At 63.2% G+C, this 18,291-nt stretch carries 20 protein-coding genes; 2 read left to right on the forward strand and 18 right to left on the reverse strand.

The window, feature by feature from the left end; genetic code table 11:
* Window positions 1-24: 24 nt before the first annotated feature.
* From prpF to prpB, 4 genes are all read right to left on the reverse strand, one after another.
* Entirely contained in the window at window positions 25-1,215 is a 1,191-nt protein-coding gene (prpF, locus tag PCO31110_RS09715) for a 2-methylaconitate cis-trans isomerase PrpF (RefSeq protein WP_010806241.1), read from the reverse strand.
* A gap of 11 nt (window positions 1,216-1,226) precedes the next feature.
* Complete coding sequence (acnD, locus tag PCO31110_RS09720) at window positions 1,227-3,836, reverse strand: Fe/S-dependent 2-methylisocitrate dehydratase AcnD (protein ID WP_010806242.1); 2,610 nt, start codon at window positions 3,834-3,836, stop codon at window positions 1,227-1,229.
* Between the two features lie 137 nt (window positions 3,837-3,973).
* Window positions 3,974-5,125, reverse strand: a complete 1,152-nt coding sequence (gene prpC, locus PCO31110_RS09725) for a bifunctional 2-methylcitrate synthase/citrate synthase (protein ID WP_150690267.1) — start codon at window positions 5,123-5,125, stop codon at window positions 3,974-3,976.
* Window positions 5,126-5,153: 28 nt separating this feature from the next.
* Window positions 5,154-6,044, reverse strand: a complete 891-nt coding sequence (prpB, locus tag PCO31110_RS09730; RefSeq protein ID WP_010806244.1) for a methylisocitrate lyase — start codon at window positions 6,042-6,044, stop codon at window positions 5,154-5,156.
* Between the two features lie 344 nt (window positions 6,045-6,388).
* On the opposite strand from prpB, the gene prpR reads away from it, so the two are divergent.
* Window positions 6,389-8,494, forward strand: coding sequence for a propionate catabolism operon regulatory protein PrpR (prpR, locus tag PCO31110_RS09735; protein ID WP_306439153.1), 2,106 nt, complete (start codon window positions 6,389-6,391; stop codon window positions 8,492-8,494).
* A 28-nt stretch (window positions 8,495-8,522) separates the two neighbouring features.
* On the opposite strand, the gene PCO31110_RS25645 is transcribed toward prpR, so the two are convergent.
* Complete coding sequence (locus tag PCO31110_RS25645; RefSeq protein ID WP_168162869.1) at window positions 8,523-8,684, reverse strand: hypothetical protein; 162 nt, start codon at window positions 8,682-8,684, stop codon at window positions 8,523-8,525.
* Window positions 8,685-9,021: 337 nt separating this feature from the next.
* Window positions 9,022-9,891 carry a LysR family transcriptional regulator gene (locus PCO31110_RS09740; protein WP_150690268.1) on the reverse strand — a complete coding sequence of 290 codons (870 nt, stop codon included), beginning with the start codon at window positions 9,889-9,891 and terminating at the stop codon, window positions 9,022-9,024.
* 149 nt (window positions 9,892-10,040) lie between these two features.
* On the opposite strand from PCO31110_RS09740, the gene PCO31110_RS09745 reads away from it, so the two are divergent.
* Window positions 10,041-11,213, forward strand: coding sequence for a multidrug effflux MFS transporter (locus tag PCO31110_RS09745; RefSeq protein ID WP_150690269.1), 1,173 nt, complete (start codon window positions 10,041-10,043; stop codon window positions 11,211-11,213).
* Window positions 11,214-11,627: 414 nt separating this feature from the next.
* On the opposite strand, the gene PCO31110_RS09750 is transcribed toward PCO31110_RS09745, so the two are convergent.
* From PCO31110_RS09750 to PCO31110_RS09805, 12 genes are all read right to left on the reverse strand, one after another.
* Window positions 11,628-12,431, reverse strand: coding sequence for a MetQ/NlpA family ABC transporter substrate-binding protein (locus tag PCO31110_RS09750; RefSeq protein WP_010806248.1), 804 nt, complete (start codon window positions 12,429-12,431; stop codon window positions 11,628-11,630).
* A gap of 447 nt (window positions 12,432-12,878) precedes the next feature.
* Window positions 12,879-13,445, reverse strand: a complete 567-nt coding sequence (locus PCO31110_RS25650; protein WP_174979446.1) for a hypothetical protein — start codon at window positions 13,443-13,445, stop codon at window positions 12,879-12,881.
* A gap of 559 nt (window positions 13,446-14,004) precedes the next feature.
* Complete coding sequence (locus PCO31110_RS09760) at window positions 14,005-14,388, reverse strand: Mor transcription activator family protein (protein WP_246189790.1); 384 nt, start codon at window positions 14,386-14,388, stop codon at window positions 14,005-14,007.
* Window positions 14,389-14,390: 2 nt separating this feature from the next.
* On the reverse strand, window positions 14,391-14,969 hold the full coding sequence (locus tag PCO31110_RS09765; protein ID WP_150690270.1) for a gp16 family protein: 579 nt from the start codon (window positions 14,967-14,969) through the stop codon (window positions 14,391-14,393).
* Complete coding sequence (locus PCO31110_RS09770) at window positions 14,966-15,676, reverse strand: DUF2786 domain-containing protein (RefSeq protein WP_174979449.1); 711 nt, start codon at window positions 15,674-15,676, stop codon at window positions 14,966-14,968. Before PCO31110_RS09770 ends, PCO31110_RS09765 begins: the two co-directional genes overlap by 4 nt.
* A 58-nt stretch (window positions 15,677-15,734) precedes the next feature.
* Complete coding sequence (locus PCO31110_RS09775; RefSeq protein ID WP_150690272.1) at window positions 15,735-16,010, reverse strand: HU family DNA-binding protein; 276 nt, start codon at window positions 16,008-16,010, stop codon at window positions 15,735-15,737.
* Window positions 16,007-16,216 carry a hypothetical protein gene (locus PCO31110_RS09780; RefSeq protein WP_150690273.1) on the reverse strand — a complete coding sequence of 70 codons (210 nt, stop codon included), beginning with the start codon at window positions 16,214-16,216 and terminating at the stop codon, window positions 16,007-16,009. The genes PCO31110_RS09775 and PCO31110_RS09780 overlap by 4 nt, the downstream gene beginning before the upstream one ends.
* Before the next feature lies 1 nt (window position 16,217).
* On the reverse strand, window positions 16,218-16,832 hold the full coding sequence (locus tag PCO31110_RS09785; RefSeq protein WP_150690274.1) for a DUF3164 family protein: 615 nt from the start codon (window positions 16,830-16,832) through the stop codon (window positions 16,218-16,220).
* Window positions 16,833-17,300: a hypothetical protein gene (locus PCO31110_RS09790; protein ID WP_150690275.1), complete on the reverse strand. Its 468-nt coding sequence runs from the start codon at window positions 17,298-17,300 to the stop codon at window positions 16,833-16,835.
* Window positions 17,293-17,775, reverse strand: a complete 483-nt coding sequence (locus tag PCO31110_RS09795; protein ID WP_150690276.1) for an HI_1489 N-terminal domain-containing protein — start codon at window positions 17,773-17,775, stop codon at window positions 17,293-17,295. Before PCO31110_RS09795 ends, PCO31110_RS09790 begins: the two co-directional genes overlap by 8 nt.
* The gene (locus PCO31110_RS09800; protein ID WP_150690277.1) at window positions 17,775-18,059 is read right to left on the reverse strand and encodes a hypothetical protein; all 285 of its coding nucleotides are present in this window, start codon (window positions 18,057-18,059) and stop codon (window positions 17,775-17,777) included. Before PCO31110_RS09800 ends, PCO31110_RS09795 begins: the two co-directional genes overlap by 1 nt.
* Window positions 18,056-18,253, reverse strand: a complete 198-nt coding sequence (locus tag PCO31110_RS09805) for a hypothetical protein (RefSeq protein WP_150690278.1) — start codon at window positions 18,251-18,253, stop codon at window positions 18,056-18,058. Before PCO31110_RS09805 ends, PCO31110_RS09800 begins: the two co-directional genes overlap by 4 nt.
* Window positions 18,254-18,291: the final 38 nt, after the last annotated feature.

The following is an 18,291-nucleotide window of genomic DNA, read 5'->3' on the forward strand; positions in this document are numbered from 1 at the left end:
CGACTACCTCCTGTCATTACGTTGTCAAAACGCGTCTCCGGGAATACGCACCCAGCCTTCCATCAACACTCGGGCGCTACGGCTCATGATGGCCTTGGTGACCGTCCACTCGCCGCCCTCCTGTTTCGCTTCCGCGCCCACGCGCAGGGTGCCCGAGGGATGCCCGAAGCGCACCGCGTTACGCGCGCCGCCACCGGCGGCCAGATTGACCAGCGTACCCGGAATCGCCGCCGCCGCACCGATGCAGACCGCCGCCGTACCCATCATCGCATGATGCAGCTTGCCCATCGACAGGGCACGCACCAGCAGATCGATGTCGCCGGGATTCACGGCCTTACCGCTCGACGCCGTATAACCGGCCGGCTTCGCGACGAACGCGACCTTCGGCGTGTGCTGGCGCGTTGCCGCTTCGGACACGTCCTTGATCAACCCCATGCGGATCGCGCCGTGCGCGCGGATGGTCTCGAACATCGCGAGCGCTTTCGGATCGCTGTTGATCGCGTCCTGCAGCTCGGTGCCCCGATAGCCGATGTCTTCCGCATTGAGGAAGATCGTCGGAATGCCGGCGTTGATCATCGTCGCCTTGAAGGTGCCTACGCCGGGCACCTCGAGATCGTCGACGAGATTGCCGGTCGGGAACATCGCACCGCCCTCACCGTCTTCCTCGGCGGCCGGATCGAGGAATTCGAGTTGCACTTCGGCGGCCGGGAACGTCACGCCGTCGAGTTCGAAATCCCCCGTCTCCTGCACCGCACCGTTCGTCATCGGCACATGCGCAATGATCGTCTTGCCGATGTTGGCCTGCCAGATACGCACGACGGCCACGCCATCGCGCGGCACCCGCGCCGGATCGACCAGTGCGCCGCTGATCGCGAACGGGCCGACGGCCGCCGACAGATTGCCGCAATTGCCGCTCCAGTCGACGAACTTCTGGTCGATCGACACCTGGCCGAACAGATAGTCCACATCGTGCCCCGGCCGCTCGCTTTTCGCGATGATGACCGTCTTGCTCGTGCTCGACGTCGCCCCGCCCATGCCGTCGATCTGCTTGCCATACGGGTCCGGGCTGCCGATCACGCGCATGAGCAGCGCGTCGCGCGCCGCGCCTGGCACCTGCGCGGCGGCGGGCAGGTCCTGAAGGCGAAAGAACACGCCCTTGCTGGTGCCGCCACGCATATAGGTGGCGGGAATGCGGATTTGTGGCTGATGCGCCATCACATCTCTCCTCAGGCGGCCGCCTGCGACGATTCCAGAAAGTCCTGCGCGAAGCGCTGCAGCACGCCGCCCGCCTCGTAGATCGACACTTCTTCAGCGGTATCCAGACGGCAGGTCACCGGCACCTCCACATGCTCGCTGCTTCCGTCCTTCTTCTGGCGGTGAATGACCAGCGTGAGATCCGCGCGCGGCTTGCGCTCACCGATCACGTCGAACGTTTCGCTGCCGTCGATGCCCAGCGTCTTGCGGTTCGTGCCCGGCTTGAACTCGAGCGGCAACACCCCCATGCCGACCAGATTGGTACGGTGAATGCGCTCGAAGCCTTCGGCGACGATCGCCTCGGTGCCCGCCAGACGCACGCCCTTGGCCGCCCAGTCGCGCGACGACCCCTGACCGTAATCGGCCCCGGCAATCACGATGAGCGGCTGCTTGCGCGTCATGTACGTCTCGATCGCTTCCCACATGCGCGTGATCTTGCCTTCCGGCTCGATGCGCGCGAGCGACCCCGCCTTGACCTGCCCGTCGACCACGACCATCTCGTTCTTGAGCGTCGGATTGGCGAACGTGGCGCGCTGCGCCGTCAGGTGATCGCCCCGGTGCGTGGCGTACGAATTGAAGTCCTCTTCCGGCAGCCCCATCTTCGCGAGGTACTCGCCGGCTGCGCTGTCGGCCATGATCGCGTTCGACGGCGAGAGGTGATCGGTCGTGATGTTATCGCCCAGCACCGCCAATGCACGCATGCCGCGCAGCGTGCGCTCACCGGCCAGCGCCCCTTCCCAATAGGGCGGACGGCGGATGTAGGTGCTCTTCTCGCGCCAGTCGTACAGCGGCTCGGCCGGCTCGCCATGCACGACGGAGGCGGCGAACATTGGCTCGTACACGCGGCGGAATTGTTCCGGCTTGACGCTGCTTGCGATGATCGCGTCGATTTCCTCGTCGTTCGGCCACAGGTCGGCAAGCCTCACGGGCTTGCCGTTGGCATCGACACCCAGCACGTCCTTTTCGATGTCGAAACGGATCGTCCCGGCAATGGCGTAAGCCACCACCAGCGGCGGCGACGCGAGAAACGCCTGCTTCGCATACGGATGAATCCGGCCGTCGAAGTTGCGATTGCCCGAGAGCACGGCCGTGGCGTACAGATCGCGCTCGATGATTTCCTGTTGGATCACCGGGTCGAGCGCACCCGACATGCCGTTGCACGACGTGCAGGCGTAGGCGACGACGCCGAAGCCGAGCGCTTCGAGCTCCGGCAGCAGCCCGGCGGCTTCCAGATACAGCGTGACGGCCTTCGAGCCGGGCGCCAGCGAACTCTTGACCCAAGGCTTGCGCACGAGGCCCGCGCGGTTGGCGTTGCGCGCGAACAGCCCGGCGGCAATCATATTGCGCGGGTTGTTCGTGTTCGTGCAACTCGTGATGGCCGCGATGATGACCGCACCGTCGGGCATCAGGCCCGGTTCGTTCTCAACCTTGCCGCTGATGCCGCGTGCGGCCAGCTCGCTCGTCGGCACGCGCTTGTGCGGATTCGACGGACCGGCGATATTGCGCACGACGCTCGACAGATCGAACGTGAGCACGCGCTCGTACCGCGCCTTCGTCAGGCTGTCGGCCCACAGACCGGTCTGCTTCGCATAGGTTTCGACCAGGGCGACGAGGGCATCGTCGCGGCCGGTGAGCTTCAGGTATTTGATCGTTTGCGCATCGATGTAGAACATCGCCGCCGTGGCACCGAATTCGGGCGCCATGTTCGAGATCGTCGCGCGGTCGCCCAGCGTAAGGTTGGCGGCACCCTCGCCGTAAAACTCGAGGTAAGCGGACACCACCTTTTCCTTGCGCAGGAATTCGGTCAGCGCCAGCACGATATCGGTCGCCGTAATGCCCGGCTGCGGCTTGCCCGTCAGTTCCACACCGACGATATCGGGCAGACGCATCCACGACGCGCGTCCGAGCATCACGCTCTCCGCTTCCAGACCGCCCACGCCGATGGCGATCACGCCCAGCGCATCGACCATCGGCGTATGCGAGTCGGTGCCCACGAGGGTGTCGGGGTACGCCACGCCGTCCGTCACCTGAATCACCGGGCTCATGCGCTCCAGGTTGATCTGGTGAAGAATGCCGTTGCCGGGGGGAATCACGTCGACATTGCGAAACGCGCGCTTCGTCCAGTTGATGAAGTCGAAGCGGTCTTCGTTGCGACGGTCTTCGATGGCACGGTTCTTCGCGAACGCATCCGGATCGAAGCCTCCGCATTCGACCGCCAGCGAGTGATCGACGACGAGTTGCGTGGGCACCACCGGATTGACCAGCGCCGGATCGCCGCCTTGTGCGGCGATCGCGTCACGAAGACCGGCGAGATCGACGAGCGCCGTCTGGCCGAGAATGTCGTGACACACCACGCGCGCAGGGAACCAGGGGAAATCGAGATCGCGGCGTCGCTCGATGAGTTGCTTGAGCGAATCGGTAAGCGCCGCGGGATCGCAGCGGCGCACGAGGTTTTCGGCCAGCACGCGCGAGGTGTAGGGCAGCGTGTCGTAAGCGCCCGGCGCAATGGCCTCGACGGCAGCGCGGGCGTCGAAGTAATCGAGCGACGTCCCGGGCAGCGTTTTGCGGTATTCGGTGTTCATCATGTGAGGAAAGTGTCGGCCCGGCCTGTGGCGGTATTCAAACAATGTGCCTGTTTGGTGGACATCCGGGACGGCGGCACAGATCCTGTCGCCGCCATCCCGGGCCGTGCGGGCAAGGCATGCCCGGTCGGGCAATCTCAGCGCTTTTCGATCGGCACGAACTGCTGATCTTCCGGCCCCGTGTAGTTGGCGCTCGGACGAATGATCTTGTTGTCGATGCGCTGCTCGATGATGTGTGCGCTCCAGCCCGACGTGCGCGCAATCACGAACAACGGCGTGAACATCGCGGTCGGCACGCCCATCATGTGGTAGCTCACGGCGCTGAACCAGTCCAGATTCGGGAACATCTTCTTGACGTCCCACATCACCGATTCCAGGCGCTCGGCAATGTCGTACATCTTTGTGTTCTGCTGATCTCTCGACAGTTCGTGCGCCACTTCCTTGATGACCTTGTTACGCGGATCGCTCACGGTGTAGACCGGGTGACCGAAGCCGATGATCACTTCCTTGTTCTCGACGCGTTTGCGGATATCGGCCTCGGCTTCGTCGGGCGAGTCGTAGCGCTTCTGAATCTCGAAAGCCACTTCGTTCGCGCCGCCGTGCTTCGGGCCACGCAGCGCGCCGATGGCGCCGGTGATCGCCGAGTGAATATCCGAGCCCGTGCCCGCGATCACGCGTGCCGTGAACGTGGACGCATTGAACTCGTGCTCCGCGTACAGGATCAGCGAGGTATGCATCGCCCGCACCCACAAATCCGACGGCTTTTCACCGTGCAGCAGATGCAGGAAGTGACCGCCGATGCTGTCGTCGTCCGTCTCGACATCGATGCGCACGCCGTTCTGGCTGTAGTGGTACCAGTACAGCAGCATCGAACCGAGACTGGCCATCAGCCGATCGGCGATGTCGCGTGCGCCCGGCACGTTGTGGTCGTCCTTCTCCGGCAGCACGGTGCCGAGCACCGAGACGCCTGTGCGCATCACGTCCATCGGATGCGCGGCGGCGGGGACGGTTTCGAGGGCGTCCTTGACGGCAGCCGGCAAGCCGCGCAGCGACTTCAGCTTGGCCTTGTAGCCGCGCAGCTCCGCCACGGTCGGCAACTTGCCGTACACCAGCAGATACGCAATTTCCTCGAACTCCGAGGTCTGGGCCAGATCCAGAATGTCGTAGCCGCGATAGTGCAGATCGTTGCCCGAACGGCCCACGGTACACAGGGCGGTATTGCCGGCGGTCACCCCCGACAGGGCGACGGATTTCTTCGGTTTGAAGCCAGTGGCAGTCGTCTCGCTCATGCTCTTTCCTCCAGGATCAGGGATTCGGTTATTTCTGTTGGGCGAACAGAGCGTCGAGCTTCTGTTCATAAGCGTGGTAGCCGATGCTCTCATAGAGTTCGGCGCGCGTTTGCATAGTGTCGAGTGCGGCCTTTTGCGTGCCGTCGCGACGAATCGTGTGATAGACGTTCTCCGCCGCCTTGTTCATGGCGCGGAACGCCGAGAGCGGGTACAGCACCAGACCGACCTGCGCGCTCTTCAACTCTTCCACGGTGAACAGCGGCGTCGAGCCGAACTCGGTAATGTTCGCGAGCACCGGCACCTTCACGGCGTCGGAGAACTGACGGTACATCGGCAACTCGGTCATCGCTTCCGGGAAAATCATGTCGGCGCCCGCTTCAACGCACGCACAGGCGCGATCGATGGCGGCCTGAAGTCCCTCCACGGCCAGCGCGTCGGTGCGCGCCATGATGACGAAGCTCTCGTCGGTGCGGGCATCGACTGCCGCCTTGATGCGGTCGACCATCTCCTGCTGGCTCACGATGGCCTTGCCGGGGCGATGGCCGCAGCGCTTCGCGCCGACCTGATCCTCGATGTGCATGGCGCCTGCGCCGAACTTGATGAGCGACTGCACCGTACGCGCAATGTTGAACGCCGACGGACCGAAGCCGGTATCGACGTCGACCAGCAACGGCAGATCGCAGACATCGGTGATACGGCGCACATCGGTCAGCACGTCGTCGAGCGTGGAGATGCCCAGATCGGGCAGGCCGAGCGAGCCTGCCGCCACACCGCCGCCGGACAGATAGATCGCCTTGAAACCAGCCGCCTTGGCGAGCAAGGCGTGGTTGGCATTGATAGCGCCGACAACCTGCAACGGTTGCTCGGTCTTGACGGCCTCGCGGAAGGCGGCGCCGGCCGAACGAATGGTTTGCGTCACTTGAGTCCCTCGGTCGTGTTGTGCGCGACCGGCAGTCTGACGTCGCCGAATCGCACTTGGGTTGAGTTACGGGTACTTCAATAGCAATGGACGTGCCAGCCGGGCTCCGGCGTGCACGCCGTTATCGTTGTCGCGCACCTAACGCGTTCATTTGTCAGCAGAAATTCTTTGCGGAAGTCACGTTTACGTCAAGCCGATTGTCGCTTGATGCGTTTCACTCATGTTGCATTTTGTTTCATTTTGAAACCAATTATGAAACGACACGTCGCATCATGCTACAATACGCTTATCTTTCCCCGCAGCCTCAGCAGTCCCCCGCCGCAAGATTACCGATGAGTTACGTCATGTCCAACGCCGCCGATTTGCCACCCCGCCTGCCGGCTTCCGCCGCGAGCGGTGCCCGTGTGGGGTTCGCCCAACCTGTGGCTGCCATGCGCAAGCCGGTGATCTGGGCGGTGGGTATCAGCAAGCTCGGCGAGCTGTACCGCGACATCGTGCCCGACTACGCCGCGCAAGCCGATGTGCAGATCATCGACAAAGGCTACGAAGCGGTCATCGAGGCATTGGAACGCTTGCCCGCCGGCAGCGTCGACGGCATCGTTGCAGCCGGATCGAACGGCGCATTTCTGCGCGAGCGCGTTGCCCTGCCCGTGGTGCTGGTGAAAGTGACCGGCTTCGACGTGATGCATGCGCTGGCAAGGGCACGCCGCACCCTGCCCCCACCCTCGTCTGCCTCGCCTGCCTCACGTATTGCGCTCGTGTCCTATGCGCGGCCTGCGCCCGAGTTCGAGCGCTTCAAGAGCGCCTTTCACCTCGATATTGCGCAGCACGCCTATTTCGACGCCCACGACGCTGAAGACCTCGTGCACCGGCTGCGCGACGAAGGCGTGGAAGTCATCGTCGGCCCCGGCCTTGTGACAGAGTTGGCCGAGCGGGCCGGACTCACGGGCGTCTTTCTCTACTCGCAGGATTCGGTGCGCGCCGCGTTCGATACCGCCCTCGAAGTTGCGCGTTTCGGGCGTATCGAAGCCCAGCGGCGCGAACGGCTCGACACCGTGCTGCGGCATTTGCACGAAGGCGTGGCGTCAGTCGATCTGAACGGACGCATCGAAGCCATCAATGCGTCGATGGCAGGCATGCTCGGCGTGACCGTTGCCGACGCCGTCGGCCGTCCGCTCGATGCCATTGCGCCTGCGCTCGACATTGCCCGTACGCTGGAGAGCGCGAGCGCGGAACTCGAGGCCATTGTCTCGATGGCGGGCAAGACGTGGGTCGTCAACCGCATTCCGCTGCTCGATCAGGGCACGCTAACGGGTGCTCTGCTCACCTGCCAGGACTCGCAGTCGTTCGCGCGCGTGGATCGTTCGCTGCGCTCGCGTCATCGCCCCCGGCATCTCGTGGCGCGCTACCGCCTCGACGATCTGATCGGCGACTCGGCAGCGATGACGCAAGTGCGCACGCTGGCACGCCGCTACGCACAGACCGATTCGACCGTGCTCGTCCACGGCGAGAGCGGCACTGGCAAGGAGCTGCTCGCGCAGGGCATTCACAACGCCAGCCGGCGGCGCGATTACCCGTTCGTCGCCATCAACTGCGCCGCATTTCCCGAAACGCTGCTCGAAAGCGAACTGTTCGGGTATGAAGACGGCGCATTCTCCGGCGCCCGGCGCGGCGGCAAGGCAGGTCTGTTCGAGACGGCGCACAACGGCACCCTCTTTCTGGACGAGATCGGCGAGATGCCGATGCCGCTGCAAACACGTCTGTTGCGGGTCTTGCAGGAACGTGAAGTGCTGCGTCTTGGCGCGACCGAGCCCGTGCCGTGCGACGTGCGCGTGATTGCCGCCACGCACCGCGATCTTCGACAGCAAGTTGCCGCCGGACTGTTTCGCGAAGACCTTTACTACCGGCTCAACATTCTGCGCATGGTGTTGCCGCCGCTGCGCGAGCGCATGGACGACCTGCCGCGCCTCACGCCCCTCTTTCTCGAACGGGCGCTCGCTCGCGCCGGGGCGCGCATGAGCGTCGATGCGCTGCAGGCATCGCTGCTGCCGCTGCTGGCCACCTATCGCTGGCCGGGGAATGTGCGGGAATTGGAGAATCTGCTGGAGCGCATTGCGGTCGTGTGCGCCGACGTCGTCGACGCGCGGGAAATCGGTCGCGCGCGATTGATCGAGATTGCGCCAGAGTTGGAAATCACATCGTCCGATGTTTCAAAAGCGAACAACGGACGAAAAATGGAAGGTCAGGATTACCCGGAAACTCGCGTCGATGAGGCCGATACCGGCACAACGGCGCCCCCGTCGGGCCGAGCCCGACGCGCAGCAGAGGAACTCGCCCGCATTCACGCTACGCTGGCGGCGTGCGGTGGCGAGCGCAACGCCGCCTGCGAAGCGCTCGGCATCAGCCGCTCGACGCTCTGGCGCAAACTTCGCGACACCAGCGGCGGCTGAGCCTCATTGAGCCGATGCACCCCTGCCGTCAATGTTGGTGACGGATGCGATCCCACATCTCGTGCCAGTCCAGGCGCTTGTGCTCGGACGGCTCATCGTGATGCGTCACCCAGAAATGATCGACGGCCATGCCGATGGCGAAGCCGACGAGCAGCGCCACAAGCATCATCGAAAGGTTGAGCGTGGACATGGCGGCCTCCTATCGGTTGGGAATGTGTTTCCATTCTAGTCAATCGTTTTCACGCCTGCATCCCGTTCCCTTGATGGCGACGCCATAAAAAATGACCGGCATCAAGTCATTCGCGAGAATTTTCTTGAAGACCAGAAACGTATGCAGGACGCGAGGTTAGCGCAACTTTGCGGAGCTGCGACTTCGTGGGCTAGGCGCCATATAAGCGCATCGCGGAAGACAGCCGGGTCGCACTGCATCGGGAACTATTGCCTGCAGATGGCAAGCTTGTCGCGGCATCGTAACCTCTTGGCCGTCGCGCCCCAAAGCCACTATGTGGCTTGCCCATGCCTGACGCTCAATCGGCAAACGCCGATGTGATCGCCTCCACGACGACACGCACTCTGGCCGTGCGCGCCAAATCTTGGTGCAACACCAGCCACGTTTCGTAGGGCCTGGCCCGACGGCGCTGCGGCCATAGCCGCACCAGCGCGGGATCGCGCCGGGCCAGGTACTCGGGTAACTCGCCTATGGCCAGGCCAGCGCGCACGAAGGTCGCGAGCATCAGGCTCGAATCCAGTTCGGCAACCACGCGACCCTGTGCCCTAGATTCCCCCGCCAGCGTATCGTCCTGCCGGCCGGTCACACCCTGCTGGTAAAGTGCAATATCGTGGTTCGCAAGGCCTTGTCCGGGCTGCGGTTCGCCATGTTTTGCCAGATAGCTTCGGGTGGCGTACAGGCCGACTTCCCAGCAGCCGAGTTGGCGAACGATCAAATCCGGCTGCTCGGGCCTTAGCGTACGTACAGCTATGTCGGCCTCCCGCCGCGCCAGATCGAGTAGCCGCGTCGTGGTGCTCAGTATCACCCGTACCTCAGGATGGCTGGCGCGCAGGCGTTCAATGGCAGGAACCACAAAGTCCACCGCCAGCGCGTCGGTGGTGGTCACGCGCACCTCACCGGCCACGCGCGCATCGGCACCTTCGCCGCGGCGCTCGAAGGAGACTGCCATGCGCTCCATGTTCGCAGCCACGCGCAGCACTTCCTGGCCGGTGTCGGTCAGCACCAGGCCGCCCGTGGTGCGCAGGAACAGCCGGCTGCCCAGCGCCCGCTCCAATCCGGTCAGACGCCGGCCCACCGTGGTCTGGTCGATGGCCAGTTGCTGCGCCGCCCCACGCAAGGTGCCAGCGCGCTGAATTGCCAAGAATACCCGCACGTCGTCCCAGTTCATTGCTGCCTCATTGCCGATGCTGCAAATATGCAGCCATAGGTTGCTGTTTTGTGCATTTTCACATGAAAGGCATCTCCGTAACATGGCGTCCATCCCTTCTGAACCTTTGACGCGCAGCCCGCCCGACTGGCTGGCTGCCGGGAACTGCCATGCCTCGCTTATCGTTCATTCTGACCGTCGCCATGCTGAGTGCCTTCGGCCTGATCGCTTCGGATGTCTATCTGCCCGCCATGCCAAGCATGGCCACGGAGTTTGGCGTCGCCGACTGGCAAATGCCGCAGACCATCTCGTTCTACCTGCTAGCACTGGCAATCGCCCAGTTGACCTACGGGCCACTGTCGGACCGCAGTGGCCGCAAGCCCGTACTGCTGGCCGGCATCGCCCTCTATATCGCCGGCTCGGTGGGCTGTGCCGCCTCCGCCACCTACAACGGGTTCCTGGCCTGGCGCATGCTGGAAGCAGTCGGCGCGGCTGCGGGCCTTGTCATTGGCCGCGCCCTGATCGCCGACACCTGCGACAAGCGCACCTCCGCCAAGGTCTATGCGGTGATCTACCCGCTGGTGTCGCTGTCGCCAGCCCTGGCGCCGGCCATAGGCGGGCACCTGGCTGCGGCTTTCGGCTGGCGGTCTGATTTCCTGTTCGTCTCCGCGTTCGGTGTCGCGGCACTACTGATGGTGATGACGCAGCTACCGGAAACGCTCCCCACAACTGCCCGTGCCCGCACCTCTCCCTTTGCCGGCTTCAACCATGTTCTTCGCGACCGGACTTTTCGCCGCTATACGTTGGTAGTCTGCGCGATCTATTGCGCTTGGTTCGTCTACTTGACCCAATCGCCGTTTCTTTTTGCGCGCCAAGGCTTGAGCGAGGAACAAAGCGGCTGGCTGTACCTGCCGCTGACGGCCGGCATCATCTGTGCGAACCTGCTGGCCAAGCGCTTGCTTGATCGCTGGCCCTACGATCGCATCCACGCGGCCGGCATCATGTGCTTCGTGCTTGGCGGTGTCGCATTCCTGGCCGTAGTGGCATTGGGGCTACATGGCGCGGTCGCAGTCGTGATGCCGATGTGCCTGGTCAGTCTCGCCAATGGATCGTCGCTGTCGCTGGCCGTGTCCGGAGCCATTGCCAGCGAGCACGGGCATGCGGCGACCGCGTCGGGACTGGTAGGGTTCTGTCAGATCGGCAGCGCCGCGCTGGTGGCAATGGGTGTCAGCGCGGCCTTCGGCACCAGCCTTGGCGTGCTTGGCGGCACGGTGCTGGTGCTAGGCCTGATCGCGCTGTCCACCTGTCTGCCATGGCCTGGACGCCGGACGGGCACGGCCTGAGAACCATCAGGTACGCCTCAAGCGTTTCGCACTTCTCACAGGTTTCTCTTCCGGGGTTTCAGCACTGCGCGGGGCTTCGTCTTTTGAGGTCGCGCCAATTTCAATGATCTTTGGCCTCCAGCGCTTGTGCGGCAAGCGCTGCCAGCGACTATTCTGGCAGCACGGCGCCACGCCTGCGGCGTCAAGCGCTTTACGTGGGCAGCACACGCGAAGCGTCCACGAATACGGCGTTGTTGCAAACTGGACTGCTGGCGGGGTCGTGGCCTATGACTAGACTGCTATATCGGGCTGCGGCGTAGTCCAGTGAGGTGCGGTGCTGGCGTCAGCCTGAAATAAAAAAACCGGGGTCGAAACCCCGGTTCTTCATTGACCTCGAACGATGCGCGCAATGCGCATCGAAAGCGGCGTCAGTGCTTACCACGTTGCAATCAGCGCGCCCTTGAACTGCGTTTCGATGAACTTCTTCACTTCATCCGAGTGATAGGCGTCGACCAGTTGCTTGACCCAAGGCTTGTTCGCATCCTGCGCGCGCACGGCGATCAGATTGGCGTACGGACCCTTCAGGTCTTCAATGGCGATGGCGTCACGCTGCGGCACCAAACCGGCTTGCGCAGCGAAGTTCGTGTTGATCGACGCGGCGGCCAGATCCGGCAACGCGCGCGGCAGTTGCGCGGCTTCAAGTTCCACGATCTTCAGCTTCTTCGGGTTCTGCACGATGTCCAGCGGCGTGGCGTTCTTGCCGTCGAGCCCCGCGCGCAGCTTGATCAGGCCTTCCTTTTGCAGCAGAAGCAGGGCACGGTTACCGTTCGACGGGTCGTTCTGGATACCGACCTTTGCGCCGTTCGGCAGATCCCCCAGCGACTTGAACTTCTTCGAGTAGAAACCCAGCGGCGAGACGTACGTGAGACCGGCGCTCACGATCTTGTAGCCGCGGTCCTTGATCTGACTGTCGAGGAACGGCTTGTGCTGGAAGCCATTGGCATCCAGATCGCCCGCGTCGAGTGCGGCGTTCGGCTGTGCGTAGTCACTGAACTCGACGATCTTGATTTCGAGGCCGCGCTGGTGTGCCACCTTCTTCACGACTTCGAAGATCTGCGCGTCCGAGCCGGCCATCGTGCCGACTTTCAGAGGCTTGTCGGCCGTCTGGGCCGCAGCGCCGAGGGATGCCAGCGCAAACGTGGCGCCGAGGAACGCATTGATCAGTTGACGGGACAGCATGTGCGATTTCTCCTTTTACTTATCTGGCGCCTCTTGAGCACCTGTTCGGTATCAAACGGGCCTCACAGGCCCGCTGCGGTCGCAGGCGGCCATTAGCCTCCCGCGCAACCCAGACCCCGGATGCTGCCATAGATGCGGGTTTACGCGAAATACATAATCGGCATTTCCATATCCCCCCGCTCGTTTCGATAGGCAGGGAAAATCGCAAAAAAAAGCCCTCTCGGATCACCGAGAGGGCGTATCGCCGGGAGAGCAGCCTGATCACGGGCCGGGGGGAAGGCACGGCCGGCGGCTACGCCGCCAGCCGGTCGTATCAGGAACCGACGATTAACCTGTGAGACTCGCTATACCGTTGAATTGCGGAACAGCCCCTGCACATGCGGTGCCGAGCACGTGCAGGCTGCCCACCCTTGGCTCAGGGGCATGGCTCCTCGCCGTTCTGTCCATTCATTGAACACCCCCCTCCGCCACCGAAACCGCTGGGGCCACCGAAGGCTGCAAGCCCATTGCCACCGGCTGAGCCACCAATGCCGCGACCGCCGGGTCCGGAAGCACCAACGCCACCGCCACCACCGCTGCTGGCGCCGACGCCGCCACCGGGACCACTGCCGCCGCCGGGGCCACCACCACCGCCGGGACCGCCACCACCACCGGGGCCGCCGCCACCGCCGGGGCCGCCACCACCACCGGGACCACCACCACCGGGGCCACCACCACCACCGGGGCCGCCGCCACCGCCGGGACCGCCACCACCACCAGGGCCGCCGCCACCGCCGGGGCCACCACCACCACCACCACCACCACCACCACCACCACCACCACCGGGACCTCCCCCGTGACTGCCGCAGCCGCAACCGCCTGCGCCACCGATCCCGGCGCCCGCGCCAACGCCTGTCCCGCCGGGGCCGCTGGGGCCACCGAATGCACCGAGTCCGCCGAATCCGCCTGCACCGCCGAAACCGATGCCGCCACCTCCACCGCGCCCGCCGCCACCGCCAGCGGCATACGACGCATTGATCGAAATACCACACAGCATGGCTACCGCCGCAGCCCCCACCAAAGTCGCCTTGAACCCGTTCATGGTCCCCTCCCCGTGCACGCTCACTCTCACCTCGGAACACGCAGAACCCCGCCAGAAGGTTCTGCGTTACGGCGTGAGCGCATCAGCAAAAATCGCGGGCAATAGTCGGCCGGCCCGTGCGTTGATGCACAGGAACACCTTGCCAACGGCTTGCGGGAATTCCGGGTTGGCGCTTCGCCATACACGATTCACATACGCGAATTCCGTGCCAGACAACTCAACCCATTGATTAAAAAAGAATTAATAACTCAACTTACGAGACATCGGAAGGACATCTGCTGAAAACGTATCGTTCTTGAAACGCTTACAACGTAGGTCACCGCGCCGGCACCCGACGGGCAGACGAAGCGTCGTGAGAGACGTTGAGATATTTGACCGGGGGACGAAAGATAAATGGGACTAACCGGGATGATATGGGAAGAACCCGGACGGCCCCACTAAAAATGACTTGCAGCGGGTGAAAATACGAACGGGCCACGATTGGCCCGTCTCTTACTCAGCGAACATGTCCCCTTGGCGCCGAGCCATCTCCTCCTGACGGACCGTTTTAACGATCTTGTAGATCCACTGCAGGGAGACCCCATACTTGCGGGCGAGCTCGCTGTGGTTCGCACCATTGAAGTCGTCGTAGATCTGGCGGTCGCGCTGTGAGAGCTTGTACGACAGGCCCATCGGGAAGTAAATGTTCTGCCCGCCCCAATGTGCGGCCATACGATCTGCAATCTCCCTACCGACCTGAGTTGCCTTGTCGGCATCAAGGCCCGCGCTCTCCTGGAGAACCAGCACGCACTGATCGGCCAGATCGATCAGTAGCTCCGGCCCCTTGCTCTTGAAATCGCCCTTCAGGCGGCTATCGTGGAAGGCACCCTCGACCATATCTATCTCCCTCGCGTCAAAATGTCGTTCAAACGATCCCAGGCGGCATGCATCGGGTCGAACGTGCCCGACGCAAACGCTCGGCTCAGCGCTGCGTTCAACTGCGCCTTCTCCACGTCAGATATCTGCCCCACCTGCGGCACCATGTCTCTGACGGCTTGCGGCAGGAACCGCATCGCCCAGCGTTTCATGGTCTCGATCAAGCGCTCCGCCTGTTCGCCATCGATCCACTGCAGGGCATCCACGCCTGCTATGCGCTTAACGTAGGCAGCCAAGGCTTCCTCAGAAGGATTCTTTACCGCCTGTAACTGGTGAAGAAACAGCCAAAGCGCCCGGATCTTCTTGCTCTGCCGATCTTGCGCCAACGCGCGAGACGGCTTCGCTTTGGAACGCACCTTAAAGCCGCAGCGCTTCATATGTTCCAACACGCGCTCCAAGTCTGGAACGCTCAACTCCGCGCTGGACGCGCGCTTTCCAACGCGTCGCAGAATCTCGCGATAGGTGTCGTCATCCATCGAAAGGTCACGCTTGGCGACATGAACCAGGCGGATGAGGCGCTGGCGATCGGCAGGCTGGCTCATCGGGCAGACTCCAGAGCCAACGGCTGGGCCGTCGCACCGATGCCCCGGTGCAGCTTGGCGTCGCGTCCCGACGCGCGGCCGGCCGCGTAGTCACCGTACTCGTGATCTCGCAGCGTCCGGCCGCCATTGCGGTCGCGTGTCTTCAGTTCCTTGACGGATGGGTAGTGAACCGTCATATACGCTTCAATGGCCTCGCTTTCCCGGTCGCTGCAGGAGAAAGCCGCGATGGTCCCGGCCACGGCGCGTACCCAGCCTTCGCTGAAAAGGTCGGCCCGGCGCGTCTTCGTGGCGCTTTTGCAGCGTCCAAGGCGCTGCTGAATATGCTGCGCACGTGCCCGTTTGGCTTGTCGGCACAGCACCGAGAACGCATAGCCGGCCACTTCCGGGGCTACGCCGCAACCGATGAAACACCACTGCCCAGACGCGCCCCATCCACTCGACGAGAAGATCACTGCGCAGGTAAAGGCGTCGCCGACGTGCTGCGCCAGCAGCGTTTCCCATCGGGATGGGTGAGTTTTTGCGCCAGATTTCGCCCGCCGCTCTTCGGCCGCAGCCGCATGCAGGTGTGTTTCGGTCAGGCCATGCACCTCCATCAGCTTGCGGGCCTGTCGAAGGGCCGCCTCGGCTTCATGCTCGTTGCAGCTGGCCGAGAGCGCCAGGCACTTCTTGATTTTGTCCAGAATCTTGCTGTGATCGCTCGTCATCATGGTCTCCGTCAAACCGTTTCCCGAAGCTGCCCGCGAGCGAGCAGCTTGAGGCAAAGGCTTACCTGGCGGCCGCATCCTTGAGTGCCTTGGCCGGCGTAAATTTCGGTGCCCGCTTCGCGGCGATCTGGATCGATTCGCCGGTCTTCGGATTGCGACCGACCTTCGCCGCACGCTCCACAACACCGAATTTGCCCAAATCAGTAATCACGAGCTGCTCACCTGCCCGAACACGCTCAAGAACAACCGCGCTGAGCGAGTTGAGCACAGCTTCAGCCTGCTTGTTGCTGACATCAGCGTCGGCTGCCAGATGCTTGATGAGTTCTTGCTTGTTCATTGCTTTTCCTTTCGTTTTGACTGCTGGTTGGTGGTAAATGCTTTCGACGGCGACGGCTTACGATCCGCCGCCCCGAGGGACGTTGTCGCGCCCGCGACTTGCTGCACCATTGCCTCGAAGAGCGCATTAGCGGCGGTGCCAGTGGCTCGAATCGTCGTGCCGTTGCGGCTGCGTTTCACAGTCACGGTTCCGGTGGCTTTGCTCATGTCACACCGCCGCGACGTCGAGGCCGATCGGCTGATACTGGTCGGTGTCGCCAACACGTTCGTAAATGCGCACATAGGGCTTGCTACCGGCTACCTGCACGCTATCGGCGATCGCCTGCATCGCGCGCTGCCATTTCTCGTCGTTGATATTCAAACGCTTCAATCCGAGAACACGGCCTGTATTGATCTTTCCTTCCTTGTTCACCTGGAAGGCGTCATTGATGAGCGCTTTGATCTCGTCTCGACTGCCTTCAGTCCACGTCTGAATGCACCCGTCAATCAACTGCTTTGACGCGTGCAGGCGTTCGTCGAACACCAGGTGCTCCTGGATCTGCCGGACGATCTTGAACCGGCCATCGAACGACAGCAGCGTGACGTTTCCTTTCACACCACCGAGCTTCACGCCGTACTGCTCGCCCGACATCTCGACGAACGCTCCGATGTCGCCGAACGCTTTCGCCTTGAAATCAGCCAGCACTGTCGACGCGGACTTGGCGCGCTCAACCAGCTCGCGGACCAATGCGTCTCGTGCCTTGTCGATCGGCTTGACCATGTTCTCGGGGATCAGCCGTCCTTCCCCGTCGCGCCAATACCCGGCCGGAATCGTTTCGCTCATCTAGTGCTCCTTGCTCTCTGATTGCGTTGAGTTACTGCTGGCCAGGCGTTCGTGAAACACGCGAACCTTGGCAATGTTTTGTTGCCGCTGCAGCTCGTTTTGCTCGGCTGATTTACTTCGTGCCAACAGAGCCACGGCTTCTCGGATCCTTGCGCTATTCCGCTGCCGCTCCTCCTTGGTCAGGTCCGGCGCAGGAAGCGCCCGCGGCGGATCCCGGTTGCCGAGGTTGTCCAGGAACAACTTCGGCGGCGGCCAGCGATCGCAGATGCGGTACAGAGTGCGGAATGCCCGTCGTATCCGCTGCTCATCGGCATCCTCACTCCAAGACGACGCCAAGTCCTCGATCGCGGCGAGCCAGATATCCAGCGTGAGAGTCACGCTGTCCTCTGCGGGACCGCCAGGCAGTCGAAGGGCAACCAACCCTTGCAGGCCGCGTGAAACTTCCCGCTCGACCCACTTCTCAACCACGGGCACGCTCCTCCAGGGCGGCGATGGCCGACAGGGTCTTCGACTGCCCCTTCGACGGGGTGACACGAGGCTCACCAGCAGCGAGCACAGCACCGGCCTGCGGCCGCCAGTTGCTGATGACCTCGTAAAGCCAGCCGTGGCTTTTCAGAGGCAGCGTCAGGCGACCCGCATCACGAGCGGCGAGCGCCTGTTCTACCGCCCACACCCATGCTTCCAGCGGTGCGTCGTATGCCTGACCGTTGCGGGTGATGCGCTGCGCTTGCAGGTCCGGCAGCAGATCACCAATCAGGCGCGCAACGCGGTCCATCGTCAGCTCCCGCGATTCCGGGCGGAACAGGGCCACATATCGCACCAGCGCCGAGCCGATCTGGCCCGACAGCTTGAATGCGGACGCGAGCGCCTCACGCGCAGCGTCGTGTGCTACCAGGGCATCGAGCGAAAGCGTCGTGCCGCAGCTCGGGCAGCGAGTGCGCATCAATGCATCCCTCCCTGCGGCCTGTGCATCACTTTGACGTGATTGGTGACGATCGCATCGAGCTCCTTCGCCACAGCTTCGTGGTGCCCGTGCATGTGCAGGAAGACGACGCGAGCGAGGCTTTGCGAGACCCCATGCAGAACATGCCGCAGTTCGTGCAGCTCGCCGGCCAATTGCAGCACGCTGCCGTTCGTCCGATGCAGTTCGGCCCGAAGCTCAGGGACGCTCTCAATTGCGTCGGGATTTGCCAACGGAGGGCACATCGTGACGGCCGATTCGCTCATGCGTCCTCCCACGTGACGGTCACGCCCTGGAACACGGCATAACCGCGTGTCACGCAGCCTTCTTTGCGCCACAGGCGCTCGCCGGCGCGGTCCAGCAACGGGCCGATCGACGTTTGCCGGTCGCGAGCAATGCGAAGCTCGGGACGGTTGCCACGCTCCGGGTAGAGAATCTGCCCGACGACTCGGTAGCCCATGCCGCGCAAAGCGCGCGCCGCGCAATTCGCGGCTCCTA

The sequence above is a fragment of the Pandoraea communis genome (genome assembly GCF_902459745.1).
Taxonomy (GTDB): domain Bacteria; phylum Pseudomonadota; class Gammaproteobacteria; order Burkholderiales; family Burkholderiaceae; genus Pandoraea; species Pandoraea communis.

Coding starts and splice junctions, on each gene's coding strand:
- PCO31110_RS09775 (WP_150690272.1), bottom strand. CDS start 16,010: ATGAACAAGCAAGAACTCATCAAGCATCTGGCAGCCGACGCTGATGTC.
- acnD (WP_010806242.1), bottom strand. CDS start 3,836: ATGAACACCGAATACCGCAAAACGCTGCCCGGGACGTCGCTCGATTAC.
- PCO31110_RS09795 (WP_150690276.1), bottom strand. CDS start 17,775: ATGCGCACTCGCTGCCCGAGCTGCGGCACGACGCTTTCGCTCGATGCC.
- PCO31110_RS09760 (WP_246189790.1), bottom strand. CDS start 14,388: ATGGTCGAGGGTGCCTTCCACGATAGCCGCCTGAAGGGCGATTTCAAG.
- PCO31110_RS09800 (WP_150690277.1), bottom strand. CDS start 18,059: ATGAGCGAATCGGCCGTCACGATGTGCCCTCCGTTGGCAAATCCCGAC.
- PCO31110_RS09765 (WP_150690270.1), bottom strand. CDS start 14,969: ATGAGCCAGCCTGCCGATCGCCAGCGCCTCATCCGCCTGGTTCATGTC.
- prpC (WP_150690267.1), bottom strand. CDS start 5,125: ATGAGCGAGACGACTGCCACTGGCTTCAAACCGAAGAAATCCGTCGCC.
- prpF (WP_010806241.1), bottom strand. CDS start 1,215: ATGGCGCATCAGCCACAAATCCGCATTCCCGCCACCTATATGCGTGGC.
- PCO31110_RS09780 (WP_150690273.1), bottom strand. CDS start 16,216: ATGAGCAAAGCCACCGGAACCGTGACTGTGAAACGCAGCCGCAACGGC.
- PCO31110_RS09740 (WP_150690268.1), bottom strand. CDS start 9,891: ATGAACTGGGACGACGTGCGGGTATTCTTGGCAATTCAGCGCGCTGGC.
- prpR (WP_306439153.1), top strand. CDS start 6,389: ATGTCCAACGCCGCCGATTTGCCACCCCGCCTGCCGGCTTCCGCCGCG.
- PCO31110_RS09805 (WP_150690278.1), bottom strand. CDS start 18,253: ATGGGCTACCGAGTCGTCGGGCAGATTCTCTACCCGGAGCGTGGCAAC.
- PCO31110_RS09785 (WP_150690274.1), bottom strand. CDS start 16,832: ATGAGCGAAACGATTCCGGCCGGGTATTGGCGCGACGGGGAAGGACGG.
- PCO31110_RS09770 (WP_174979449.1), bottom strand. CDS start 15,676: ATGATGACGAGCGATCACAGCAAGATTCTGGACAAAATCAAGAAGTGC.
- PCO31110_RS09750 (WP_010806248.1), bottom strand. CDS start 12,431: ATGCTGTCCCGTCAACTGATCAATGCGTTCCTCGGCGCCACGTTTGCG.
- PCO31110_RS25650 (WP_174979446.1), bottom strand. CDS start 13,445: ATGCGTCGTATGCCGCTGGCGGTGGCGGCGGGCGCGGTGGAGGTGGCG.
- PCO31110_RS25645 (WP_168162869.1), bottom strand. CDS start 8,684: ATGTCCACGCTCAACCTTTCGATGATGCTTGTGGCGCTGCTCGTCGGC.
- PCO31110_RS09745 (WP_150690269.1), top strand. CDS start 10,041: ATGCCTCGCTTATCGTTCATTCTGACCGTCGCCATGCTGAGTGCCTTC.